The 11,810-nt window shown below is 71.2% G+C and carries 8 protein-coding genes, 1 tRNA gene and 1 pseudogene; 3 read left to right on the forward strand and 7 right to left on the reverse strand.

The genetic code is table 11. The features are described 5' to 3' along the window. Positions 1 to 487, forward strand: a 487-nt coding sequence (locus IG94_RS39285; RefSeq protein WP_043485712.1) for a hypothetical protein, incomplete at its 5' end; no start/stop codon positions are given. Between the two features lie 472 nt (positions 488 to 959). Here the strand turns inward: IG94_RS39285 and IG94_RS0137380 are convergent. Continuing rightward, positions 960 to 1,033: transfer RNA gene (locus IG94_RS0137380), tRNA-Arg, on the reverse strand. A gap of 441 nt (positions 1,034 to 1,474) precedes the next feature. On the opposite strand from IG94_RS0137380, the gene IG94_RS0137385 reads away from it, so the two are divergent. Further along, positions 1,475 to 4,003, forward strand: coding sequence for a hypothetical protein (locus tag IG94_RS0137385; RefSeq protein ID WP_157852410.1), 2,529 nt, complete (start codon positions 1,475 to 1,477; stop codon positions 4,001 to 4,003). Between the two features lie 167 nt (positions 4,004 to 4,170). On the opposite strand, the gene IG94_RS0137390 is transcribed toward IG94_RS0137385, so the two are convergent. Genes IG94_RS0137390 through IG94_RS0137400 form a run of 3 tightly spaced genes read right to left on the reverse strand, consistent with a single transcriptional unit; the run spans position 4,171 to position 8,383 of the window. After that, a complete protein-coding gene (locus IG94_RS0137390; protein ID WP_031048340.1) occupies positions 4,171 to 4,731 on the reverse strand; it encodes a DUF6262 family protein in 561 nt (186 codons plus the stop codon). Continuing rightward, the gene (locus IG94_RS0137395) at positions 4,728 to 7,229 is read right to left on the reverse strand and encodes a tyrosine-type recombinase/integrase (protein WP_224326589.1); all 2,502 of its coding nucleotides are present in this window, start codon (positions 7,227 to 7,229) and stop codon (positions 4,728 to 4,730) included. Before IG94_RS0137395 ends, IG94_RS0137390 begins: the two co-directional genes overlap by 4 nt. After that, entirely contained in the window at positions 7,226 to 8,383 is a 1,158-nt protein-coding gene (locus tag IG94_RS0137400; RefSeq protein WP_224326591.1) for a tyrosine-type recombinase/integrase, read from the reverse strand. Before IG94_RS0137400 ends, IG94_RS0137395 begins: the two co-directional genes overlap by 4 nt. A 108-nt stretch (positions 8,384 to 8,491) precedes the next feature. Between IG94_RS0137400 and IG94_RS0137405 the strand changes: the two are divergent. Then, positions 8,492 to 9,694: pseudogene (locus IG94_RS0137405) on the forward strand (helicase associated domain-containing protein); the annotation flags it as partial. Between the two features lie 68 nt (positions 9,695 to 9,762). On the opposite strand, the gene IG94_RS43025 reads toward IG94_RS0137405, so the two are convergent. From IG94_RS43025 to IG94_RS44465, 3 genes are all read right to left on the reverse strand, one after another. Continuing rightward, the gene (locus IG94_RS43025) at positions 9,763 to 9,984 is read right to left on the reverse strand and encodes a hypothetical protein (protein WP_169752439.1); all 222 of its coding nucleotides are present in this window, start codon (positions 9,982 to 9,984) and stop codon (positions 9,763 to 9,765) included. Positions 9,985 to 10,303: 319 nt separating this feature from the next. Beyond that, complete coding sequence (locus IG94_RS43920; RefSeq protein WP_052411063.1) at positions 10,304 to 11,131, reverse strand: substrate-binding domain-containing protein; 828 nt, start codon at positions 11,129 to 11,131, stop codon at positions 10,304 to 10,306. Beyond that, on the reverse strand, positions 11,013 to 11,369 hold the full coding sequence (locus tag IG94_RS44465) for a LacI family DNA-binding transcriptional regulator (RefSeq protein WP_372459492.1): 357 nt from the start codon (positions 11,367 to 11,369) through the stop codon (positions 11,013 to 11,015). Before IG94_RS44465 ends, IG94_RS43920 begins: the two co-directional genes overlap by 119 nt. Positions 11,370 to 11,810: the final 441 nt, after the last annotated feature.

Raw genomic sequence — 11,810 nt, forward strand, 5'->3', positions numbered from 1 at the left:
CCACCCCCGCAGAGCCCCGGCCCGCACCACCGTCATCCACCACCCGAGGATCAGCACCACGCTCACCGGCCTGTTCGACCTCATGACCCCCGACGAGCTCGAAACCGCCCTCGCGTACGGCGCAGCCCACGTCATCGACACCGAGATGCGCCGCAACGGCGCCTCCCGGGGGGCCCGCCGCTCCCTGCACGCCATCGAGCAGATCGCGCGCGACGTCCTCGCTAACGCGACCCGCGGTCGCACCCGCCGACCTGACGACGAGCCCCCGATCACACACCCCCACCCCCTCACCGAACGCAGCCTGGGCCCCGTCGTGCGGTGGAGCCCGGGGAACGTCTGGCTCGCCCTGCGCGCCGAGCGTGAAAACGTCGAACGCCACCTGCACGACCGCGACCAACCCCCCGGCACCGACCAGCACCCCTCTCGGCGGCTCTCCCGCGAGAGCACCCGTCCCAGGGGCGGGACGACGGACACCAGCAACAACTGAGCGGCCGACAGGCGACGTCCGGACACGCGGCATCACACGTGGAGCGACGCGGCGGCGGCCGGGCACGACGGCCGAAGGCCCCCCGGCGCGGATCCGCCACGGCCAGCATCACGGCCAGCACGAGGTGACCGGACGGGACTCCCCAAGGGCCGATGCCATGCTGAGCACAGCCCGGCGGCGCCCGGCCGGTGCCGGTGCCGCCGCCGGGCCGGACACATCCCCACCAGCCCCCGGCACCCCGCCCACTCCCGGGCCGGGGTCACGGCGGACGGGACAGCCTCTCACCTGGGGTTCGGACCAGAGCACCGTCAGCCGCCGACCTCGGGCGGCAGCGGCGGGCTGGACCGGCAACACCGCGGTCCACCGAGCAGCGGCCGGCGCCGGTCCACGCAACTGGGGCACGGCGCGGTGATGGGTTGCCCACGAAGACGCGCAGCGCCCCCGCCTGAATCGGCAAGGGCGCTGCATGAGGCAGAGGTGACAGGAATCGAACCTGCGGCATCCGGTTTCGGAGGCCGACGCTCTGGCCATCTGAGCTACACCCCTTTCGGCAGCCATCTCCCGCACCGCCTCACCGCCGCACCGTCGACGCGCGAATACCTCAACCCGGGCTTCGCACAGTCTCGTTGGGCTGCTGGTTCACCTGATCCGGTGAACTCCGCCGCTTCGGATCGCCGCTGTGTCCACGGCAGTGGCAGGTTCTGTGATGCACGTCGGTGGCTCATCATCGGCATCCGCCTCATGCCGCCGTCGGCGGAGCAGGAGCAAGCTGCGAGAGGTCCAGGCGCAACCAAGGCGCTGTTGGGACTGATCGTTCTTCGGACGCTGGCAGGTGGACCGTACGGGGCGAGGAACCGCCGCACACCCCACGGGTGTCGGCCTGATTCCTTGCCAGCACGAGGCTTCGGCACTCGGGCGCGTGACAACGCTCCCGATGGTCGGGAGCTTCTGTGCTCGCCCGGGATGCCCGGGTGGAAGGACGACACCATGACCGTGAAACGGTCCGATGACATCTACCCGCAGATCGGCAACGCCCTCTGGGGCGATCGCCTCGCGGACGCGATCGAGAACACCTGCGCGGACCACGGAGTCGTGCCGCCTCCGCGGCAGGCAATCCTCGAGGGTCTGGCCGCAGCGCTCCCGGACACCGAGATCAAGGCCCTGATTGCCACCCTGCGCGGCAGGAGGGTCCTTAAGCCCAACGCCTACCGGCTCGTGCAGGCCGGTGACGAGCAGGTGCTGCTGCTGACCTGCGATGTTCACGGCGCCGCAGTGGTCCCGTGGGACCTCAACGACCGGACCGCCGTCTGCTGGTCGTCGCCCGCGCCGGAGGCCAGCCAGCGCGTCAAGGACCTCGTCACCGCCGAGCTGGCGCTCCAGGACGCCACGAAGAGCGCGAAGTCTGCCGAGAAGGAGCGGGAGGCCCTGCGCCGGGCGCCTGGGGACGACACGTACGCGCCGCAGGCGCTGGCTGCAGCCACGCAGAAGCACCAGGACGCCGTCCGCCACGTGCACCAGCTCGAGAGCGAGAAGCACGCTCTCCTCTCCGCTCTCGGTCACCGGCGGCCGCGCCCGGTCGTCCGCGCCGTGCAGGAGGACGGACAGCCGAAAGCGGCGCTCTCCCTGGCCGAGCAGCCCTACGCGGTGGCCGTCCACATGCAGCGGTACGCCGCCGCCAACCTGGAGCGCGCCGGGAAGACCCGCGGTTACGACCTGGCCGAATCCCTAGCGGACACGGGCCAGCTCTCCAAGGGAATGAACGTCCTGCAGCAGTGGCAGATCACCCACGCCGACGGCACGGTGTCCAAGCCGTGGCGGCTGGCCGCCGTGACCGGGAACAACCGTGCGCTGGCCCGCCTCAACGTCTTCCGGGTGCGTCCGGAGCACCTGGTCACGGGCATGCCCCAGTCCCTCGTGCCCATGCCGAAGGACAAGAAGGACGGCCCCGAGCCGCTGCTACTGAGCTTGCGGGAGATCCTGAACCGGCTCTCCGCCCGGCTCAACCGGGACGGTGCGAAGCCGGAAACGGAAGCGACCGACCCATCGCTCAGAGCGGCGAAGATCGCCACGGTGTCTGCGGAGATCGTGATCGGCTGCACCAAGCCCGAGGCCCTGGAACACGTCCTGCGGGCCCTGAACGTCAACGACCACCTGCGCGGCATCCAGCCCTACGACGAGGACGCACGGCTGATCGCCCTGTTCGCAACGCTCGTCGACGCCTACGCCAGGGAGTCCCTCCTCGCGGACGCGCTCGCCGAGGCGTTCCCCGACGCGCGCGCCGCGGACCTCCTCGATCTGACGGGGGTGCGCGACGCGCTGACGGTCAACGGGCCGCTCGATCCGCTGGAGCCGCTCGTGCCCACGGGCGCCGACGTCTCCCCGGTCGTGCTGCGCGACATCGCGGTGCGCGCCATCACCGCGCTGGTGTTCCCCGGGATCCCGCCCGAGACCCCGCAGAAGACGAACGTGCGCACCGTCCGTGACACCGGGCGGTTCTGGCCGGTCGTCAGGGGGACGCTGCAGGAGCCAGCGTGGAGCCAGATCCGGGCGAAGGCGGCCGAGGGGCGCACGCGTCTGTGGTCCGCCGCCGTCGCGCAGCTGTTCGTGCGCCGGGGCAACATCCTCTCCGCCCTCGGTCTCTTCAGTCCCACAGAGGCCAGGGAAGGCGCCGGGCAGGATCCGAGGCCGCTCTCGGAACTGCTCCTGGGGGCGGAGGCCGGTGACGCGGCCGCCTGGGCCGCCCTGGTCCAGCGGATGGCGCCGGCGCTGATCCACGCTCCGCAGCCGTTCATCACCCCCGGCCAGGGCAGTGAGGCGGGCGCCGGGCGCAAGGGCGTGCGGCGCGCCCCCAAGAGCGCCCTCGCCGCCTTGACGCTGGCGTACACGGCGGGCGCGCCGGGCGTCAGCCGGGCCCTTCTCCTCGCGTTCGCGAAGGCCGTGCTGGAGCACCCGGACGCGCTGCGGCCTCCCGAGCCGGACGACGGTACGCCCCTGCTCTGCTACGGCGAGCAGCACTGGGCCGAGGCGGACCGGACGGCGATCACCGCGGGGATGGTGATCGCTCCGGATGCCGAGGGCCGGCCCACCCGCTACGTCGCTGACAAGGCGTGGTTCGACGAGTTGTTCCCCGTCGCCCTCGGTACCCCGGCGTCGGCCGCGTCCGGAAGCCCCACCAACGCGCCTGCGGTCGCGGGGAACACTGCGGGCGCCAGTGCCGTGACCACCACGCACGGCGAGGCGGCTGCCGACCCCCGCGACCAGTTGGCCGCGCTGCGTCGGGAGCTGCCAGCACGGGTGGAGCTCGTCGAGGGGAGTTACCTGAAGGCGGTGGACGCCGCCCACATCCTGATGACTGACTTCGAGGAGGCACACCGCCTGCGCGTCCAGCTCGGGGAGGAGCCGCTCCCGGCCGAGCAGCGGATCGAGTGGATGGAAAAGCTCGCGAAGGCACGGGCCGCCGCACAGGCCAGCGTGACGACGCTCGAACAGGTGGAAGCGCTGATCCTGAAGGTCTGACCGGCCGGATCGGGTACGGGCGGGCCCTCGATGCGATCGGGGCCCGCCCTCCTCGAAACAGGCTGTGGGTATTCGAACGTGCACAGTGTCGTGAGCATCGGCTGGGGCGCCCCATGGAGTGCCGCACTGCCAGGGCGGACCGTCCATGGCCCGAGGTACCCAGTCTTTCAAGGGCTTCTGTTCTCTTCTCGGATCATGCGTCGGAGGCTGGTGCGTGCTGCGCCCAGGTCTGCCTCGAGGCTCGTCACCCGGCTGTGGAGTGCGTGGTTGTCTTCGGTTGCCTGGCGGAGCGTGTCTTGCAGTCGCTGGTTGTCTCGGGTGAGGTGGTCAACGCGTTCGGTCAGATCCTTGGTGCCGAGGGCGTCGAGTTGCTGTCCGAGCTGGTGCCGAAGGGCGTGCCGCATTCGCTCTTTCTCTTCCCGGAGGTCTCGGACCTCCTGCCTGGCCAGTTCGAGTTCCGTGCGCAGCGTCGCGTTGGGGGTTCGGGTGTCTGCGGGGCGGGTGGCCTTGGGCTGCTGGCGCTGCTGGGAGGCTTCGATGTGTTCGCGGATGCCTGCGGTGTAGGTGAGCCAGGTGGAGACGCCGGCGGTGCGGGCGACCGCGGTGTGAGTGATCTTTTTGCCCTGTTGTTCCAGAGTGGTGAGGGCGGTGAGGGCGCGCTGGCGTTTGTCGAGGCTGTCGCGGCGGCGAGCCTGGGCGAGGGTGTGCGCGTTTCCGCGGGGGTTCATGCCGTATCCGTCCTCGTGATCACGGTGAGGGGCAGGAGGGCGTGGGTGCCGGCGCGGGCCTTGCGCAGGATGGCGCTGGCTTCCTCGATTTCCTCGCGTTCGGCGGCGGGGAGGGAGGCGAGTTGTCGGCGCATGCGGTCGGTGACCTGCTCGAAGGCGCTGATCTGTGCGGTGAGTGCGGTGATGACGAATTCGGCGGCTTCCATCGCCTGGGCCGTCTCGCGGTCCGCGCGTAGTTCGTTGATGTGCTGTTCGATCGCTGTGAGGTAGGAGGGGTCGGGGCGGTAGTAGCCGCAGCCCGCGCATTGGAAGCGGATGGGGCAGGAGCTGCCGCCGGCTTTGACGTTGCTGGGTTCGGTGCAGCCGCCGTAGGGGACGGCGACGGAGCGCAGTTCGTATGCGGACTCGGAGCAGGGGCTGGGTCGGCCGTGGTTGTCGACGACGTGTGCGGAGAGTTTGGTGACGGCGTCGCGTTTTCGTTTGAGGGAGACGGTGTAGTAGCGCTGGGTGGTGCTGACGGACTTGTGGTCCATCAGTTCGCGCAGGACGTCGAGGGGGGTTCCGGCGTCTGCGTGGCGTTGTGCGTAGGAGTGGCGGAAGGCGTAGGCGTAGATGAGGGCTCGGTCGAAGGGCAGGGGGTTGCCGTGCGGGTCGGCGCCTTCGCCGTGGAGGTGGGGGATGGAGTCGACCCAGTGGCGCAGGGTTTCGCCGAGGTAGCTGGTGTGCAGGTAGGGGCGGGTGGCGAGGTGGGTCAGGGCGGGGAAGAGGAAGGGTGTCCCGGCGGGCGGGAGGGTGGGCTGGAGGTGGTCGCGGCGAGCTCTCCAGGTACGGATGGCTTCGGCGGTGGATGCGGTGATGGGCAGGCGCCGGCGGTGACGGCGGGTCTTGTGGTTGTTCCAGACCAGGGAGATCTGGTCGTTGCGGGTCTCCAGGCAGTCCAAGGGCAGGGAGAGGACTTCCAGCGGTCGTCGCCCGGTGTCCCTGAGCAGGATGTACAGAGTGCGGTACATCAGTTGCAGGTCTGCGGGGGCGAGGGTGCGTTGGCCTCGGGCCTTGCCCTGTCCGAGGAGGTCGAGGTGGGCGTCGAGCTGGCGGATCACCGGCTCGGGGATGGCTTTGCCGATCTCGTCCTCGTTGGCTTCCTCTTGTGCGATCCGGTGGGTTGCAGGGTCGCGGACGAAGGCGGCTGAGAGGTTTTCGGTGGTCCCGGAGCGCCGGCTGTAGTCGATCAGGGCGAAGAAGTGGCTGGCGATGGACATCCGGTAGTTCCAGCCGGCGGGTTCGCCGTTCAGTTTGAGCGCGGTGCGGAACGCCTCGACCACAGCGGTGACGTCGTCGTAGCGCAGCCGTGCGGGGTCGTTGGTGCCCGGGCGGGGCGCGAGGGCCCGGGAAGCGAGCTCCACCCCGCGCAGTGTGCGGCCGAACTCGTCCGCACCGGGGCGCTGCTGGATCGTCCAGGTCCGCAGCAGATCGCGCAGCCAGCGTTGCCGGATCGTGCGCAGGTCGACGGACTTGGGGGTTCTGATGCCCGCCGGTGTGCGGGACCGCTGGCCCAGTGCCCGCAGGTCCAGGATGTCGTCCTTGGCCGGCGCTGTTCCGGTGTACTCGGCATGGGCGGCCTGGACCGCGGTGCGGACGCGGGTGAGAAGCCTGAGTACGGCGACGGTGGAGCGCGGGCACATCTGCTCGTCGGAGATGGCGCTGACGAGTGTGGTGGTGCCGGCCAGGTCGCGGACCATGCGGCGGACCTGAGCAGGCTCGAAGACCCGCAACCAGGGTTCTGCCTGCTGCAGTCCGTAAAGGACCTCAAGGCGCAGCAGCTCGGGCAGAGGGAGAAGGCTGAACTGGTGCGGGGCGAGGTATGGGGGCTGCTGCGCTGCCCACGGGGCTACCGGGGCGTCGGGGTGGGAGCGGCGGTGTTCGCGGAAGTGCTTCGCGTGGTGGCGGCACAGGCCCCGGCCGTACAGACCCGGAAGTGGGCAGGCGGGCGCCGGGCATGCAGGGGTGTCGGTGTAGGGGGCTGCGGTGTCTTCCCACCGGCCGGGGTGCTTGCGGTTGGTGTGGGTCTTCCACTGGGTGTAGTGCGTGAGGCACAACTGCTTGCAGTGGCGTGGGCGGACACAGCGCTGCCCGTCCTTGCTGAAGCCGCACTGGTCCGGTACCCCGCCGAAGGTCACCCGGTTGCGTTCGGGCACGAAGGTGCAGGCGAACTCATCGGCCGGCTGGGACGACGTCTTCTGGTGCTCCCTACAGAAGGGGCAGAAGATCCCTGCCGGGGAGACCACGGTGTCGCACACGTTCGTGCGGCACAGCGACACCGAGCTCCGGGGCTCATGGACGCTGCCGGTGAACAGCCAGCAGTCCGGCTGCCACTCGGTGGGCCGCCAGGCAGAGTCCAGGCGGGCCGTCAGCCACGGCCCCCACCCCTCTTGGCCGGAGTCCGGCGGGACAGCAGTGCGCGGTGCGGGTACCAGTGCGGTCACGGAGGGGAGGCTCACGGGCGTTCCTTGAGGGAGTCGACGTGCTCGACGGCTGCGCGTGCTTCGGCGTCGTCGACATGGCGGTAGCGCTCCATCGACAGTGGTGAGGCGTGGCCCAGCAGCCGCTGCACCACATCCCGGTCGACTCCGTCGCGCAGCCATCGGGTCGCCGCCGAGTGGCGCAGCATGTGCGGGCGGCACGCATGCCCCGCGGTACGGGCCAGGCGGTCGAACATTTCCTTGGTGTTCGGGTACGACATGGCGCCGCCCAGCGGCGGGCGGAACAGGTTCACGAAGACCATCTCCGACTCTGCGGCCTGGTCCACCCGGTCCCGCTCGTACTGGTAGTCCGTGTACAGCGCGACCAGGTCGGCGGTGACCGGCACCATGCGGGAGAAACGGGACTTCGCCAAGGCCCGGTTGGGGTTGTCGGTGCGGCGGCGGACATGCACGTGCGGGCCCTCGACCCCACAGCCCACCGCGCGCGAGGAGGCCAGCAGATGCATATCACCACGGTGCAGACCGAGCGCCTCGCCGATCCGCAGCCCCGCACAGGCCAGCAGCGCCACCAGGAAACGGTCCCGCGCTCTCGGGGCGATGGCGATCATGTGGCGGATCTGCTCGTCGCTGAGGTCCTCGTAGCCCGGTTCGGCGATCCTGAAGCGGAACGAGGCCGCCTGCACCTCGCGCCGCTGGCCGAACTCGCCCGTGTCGTAGCCGGGTGGAGTGAAACGCAGCAGCTTCGGCTCCGACAGCAGCCCGGTCGTGGAGGCCGGCACCCAGCCGTGCGTAGCACCGAAGCGGAGGAACTCCGCCACCGCTGTCATCACCGCGTTCGCCGTCGCCCGAGAACGAAACCGAACCGGCCCCGGCCGGGCCTCACCGCGGCGGGACAGCAAAGGCGCCTCGACGAGCCACTGCTGCAGTCCGGCAAGCCCGAGGAAGCCCGGCGTCATCCAGTTCAGGCGCCGCATCAGGCAGTAGTTCAAATAGAGGGCGACTCTTCCGGCGTAGACCCGCTCAGTATTCGGCGAGCAGTCCCGGGCCCGCAGCGAAGCAAGATAGGCCACCGCCTCGGTCTGCAGACCGTAAGTCCGGGAATCGACCACCACCCACCGGGTCACGCCCGTTACCGGAGAGACAGCCCGCTCACCTACGTAGATCCGTTCCACGTGCCGAACGTAACCACCACTCCCCCAACTCCACCCTGGAGTTCACCCGACACCATCCCCGCAGGTGACAACCCAAACAAACATCCCTCACACCCGAACCACCCCTAGATAAAGGGCCTGCGCTCGCATGATGAGCGTCTGGTGGAGCAGCTCGCTTCCCGTGCGCTCACCAGCGGCAAGCGCCAGTTCCATGTGCAGCGTGACGAGGACGGGCGGATCATCGGCGGCGAGGACCAGGAGCAGGACGACACCGACGCCGCCGAATCGGCCCTGCTCCATTTCTCCTCTCCCCGGGATGCGGCGACCATCGCGGCTTTCCTTCGCACCCGGGTCTACCGGCCGGAGTCGCTGGTGTGGCTGGAGGGCTACCAGGCCCTGATCCGCTGGCGGGCAGAGAACCAGATCACCGGTGTGCACGCCGTCCCGTATGACGTTGAGGTCGAGGTCGGCGTCACCAAGGACTTCCCCCTCGGGCGGTGGGTGCACCAGCAGCGCAAGGCCCTGCGGGCCGGAGAGCTGGAGGAGCGGCGCAAGACGCTGCTCGACTTGCCAGAGGCCGGGATGCTGTGGGAGCCGGGCGAGGAAGCGTGGGAGGCCAAGCTCGCCGCCCTGCGCTCGTACCGGAGGGCGACCGGGCACCTCGCGCCACGCCAGGACGCGGTGTGGGGGGAGGGCGAGGCGAGGGTGCCCATCGGGCGGCACATGGCCAACCTCCGCCGCAAGAGCGGCCTCGGGAAGGACCTGAAGCGGGCGGCGGAGCGTGCGGAGCAGCTGGCGGCGATCGATGAGGACTGGAACTGTCCGTGGCCGCTGAACTGGCAGCGGCACTACCGCGTCCTGGCCGACCTCGTCGACGCCGACGGTCGGCTTCCCTGCATCGCGCCGGGCGTCATCTTCGAGGGGGACGACATCGGCACCTGGAGGTGGCGGCAGCAGGAACCGGGCACCTGGGCTCAGCTTCTGCCCGAGCAGCGGGAACGACTGACTGGGCTGGGCGTGCAGGGCGCGGCCCTCCCCGTGACGGCCGCCGCCCCGGCGGAGCTGCCCCCGGCGCCGGGCGACGCGGCCAAGGCCCCGAGGAAGGCGGAGGCGGCGTTCCAGCGGGGCCTGGCAGCCCTGGCGCAGTGGGTGGAGAAGGAAGGACAGCGGTCCGTCCCGCGCGGCGCGGTCGTGGAGGTCGCGGCCGACGGCGAGGCGGAGCCGGTACCGGTACGACTGGGGGTATGGCTGTCGAACGCCAAGTCGAGGCGGGCCAGGCTCACCCGGGAGCAGTTGGAGGCGCTGAGGGCGCTGGGAGTGGGCTGGGCATGATCTGGTCCGTGCGTGGGGAGCGCGCGGGCCCAGCGCGTTCTTCCCTCACGGCTTGCCCGCGCTGCCGGCTAGCAGTTGGTGACTGAGGGCGGTAGCAGCATGTCGTAGCGCTGGAAGAGTTCCCGGAAGAAGCCTGCGCTGTTCCGGTCCAGTTCATGGCCTCCAGAGCGGTGGACGTCGTAGCCTGAAAGGCTCAGCTGCCGGTCCTCCGAGACCATCTGGGCGTAGAGCTGTGGGCTCGCTTTGCCGTCGGCTGAGTGGTGCTGTTGACGGTCGACCTCCAGGACCACGCGCACTCGGTTCCACACTGATGCCCTGGGCCTCGGCGGGGTCGGACGTCTCGGCGACGAGCGGGGCGCAGTAGCCGTACCCGAGACCGGGCACGGCGAGCGTGATCGTGTCGGTGGCGAGGGCGTTGAGCCCGCGGGCCAGGGGGGTTTGGGGCGGTAACCCAGTTCCTCGACGGCGGCACGCCCGCATCGGGCCGGTCGCGTCCGTGACCTGCCCGGTGCCGTTGACCACGTGGGAGACGGTTTGACGGAAACACCCGCGGCGGCGGCCACGTCGCGCATGCGCACCACGGGGCGGCCGCTGCCGGCGGGCGCCTGCTCACTGCGCTGGGACACCACTCGGCCCCGTTGGACGAGGCGGAATCCGACGGTGTGGTGCCGGGCGGGAGGCAGGGGCACACCCGGCCGCCCGCGCCCGGGTGAGTTCGGTGAGGAGCGACACGGCACGCCCGGCCAGTTCCTCGCGGCCGGGGCCGACCGTGGTGAGGGCGGGGGTGCTGAACGCCGCCTGGGCCACGTTGGCGAACCCGGCCACGGCGGTGTCGTCCGGCACCACGCGCCCGACGTCGTGCAGCCCCCGCAGGGCCCCGGGGGCGAGGGCGTCGCCGAGGGCGAAGACCGCGTCGGTGTCCGGGGCCTGCCCCAGCAGGGCCCGCGCGGCGGCGGCTCCCGACGCGAAGGTGACCCTTTCGGTACGGACGACCCTCTCCGGGCGCACCGGCGGACCGGCATCGCGCAGCCCCGCGACGTATCCCTGGCAACGCACGTCGCTCTCGGCCGGCCGGGCCTCCCCCGGGGGCCAGCGCGGCGATACCGTCGCCGGCCTCGCGCCACCAGGTGGGCGAGTACGGCGCGGGCAGCCGTGAAGGAGTCGGTGTCGAAGCAAATGCACGCGTCGGGCACCGAACGACGAGGCCGCCGCGACCAGCGCCATGGCTTCCTCTTCGGCGAGGGCGACGGGCGCCAGCAGAATACCGTCCACATGCCGCAGGTACGGATCGTCGCGGACACCGCGTTCCCGCCGCACGTCACCGTGCGTCTGCGTCATGAGTACGGACAGCCCGTGGTCCCCGGCGCCGCGCAGCACGGCGTCCGCGAGGTCGCGGACGTACGGGACAGTGACACTGGGCAGCGTCGGCCCGATCATCCGCGAGCGTCCCGAACGCAGGCGTCGCGCCGCCGGGTTGGGCCAGGCAGCCAAGCTGGCCGGCGGCCTCCCGCACCCGTCGCCGGGTCTGCTCCCGCACGGAAACCCGGGCATGAACGACACTGGACACAGGACTCACCGACACCCCGGCGAGCGCCGCGACGTCGCGCAGGGTCACACGACCACACCCACCTCGGGAGACGCGGTCGCTCCGGACGACGGTCCCGCCACCACCCACCCCCCCCCGTTTCCCCAGGGCCCGCTCGGCCGCCTCCCCCTTGCCCCGGTTCCAGCCCCCCGGGGGGGGCGGTCAGGGCAGGTCGAGGGGCGCTCGGGCCGGGATGCACGCAGAAGTCGGTGCCTTCGGGGCCGGCCGGCACCCTATGGTCCGCGTGGCGGGTCCGCACGGGCGCGGAGAGCGGGGCCGTCCGTCCTCGGCGCCCGTGCCGGGCCGCCAGTGTCACGGGCTCGCCTCGCCCGACGCGGGTCGGTCCGGGCGGCCGCCCGGACCAGCAGGCCGCCCGTGCCGGCCCCGGGTGCACCGGACGCGCTCGGTCACCCACTCCCCCGGTGGTGGTTCCACCGGGATGCCGGGGGCCGTCCCGGGACCAGTCAGGCGGAGGCGTCCTGGAGGGCGGGGTGGGGGGACGGAGGCTGGACCCCGAGACGGGACTGCAGC

The organism is Streptomyces olivaceus (assembly GCF_000721235.1).
GTDB lineage: Bacteria > Actinomycetota > Actinomycetes > Streptomycetales > Streptomycetaceae > Streptomyces > Streptomyces olivaceus.

Excerpts from the sequence above, each read along its gene's own strand:
- IG94_RS0137390 (WP_031048340.1), bottom strand. The coding sequence starts at position 4,731 with ATGAACCCCCGCGGAAACGCGCACACCCTCGCCCAGGCTCGCCGCCGC.
- IG94_RS43920 (WP_052411063.1), bottom strand. The coding sequence starts at position 11,131 with ATGATCGGGCCGACGCTGCCCAGTGTCACTGTCCCGTACGTCCGCGAC.
- IG94_RS0137385 (WP_157852410.1), top strand. The coding sequence starts at position 1,475 with ATGACCGTGAAACGGTCCGATGACATCTACCCGCAGATCGGCAACGCC.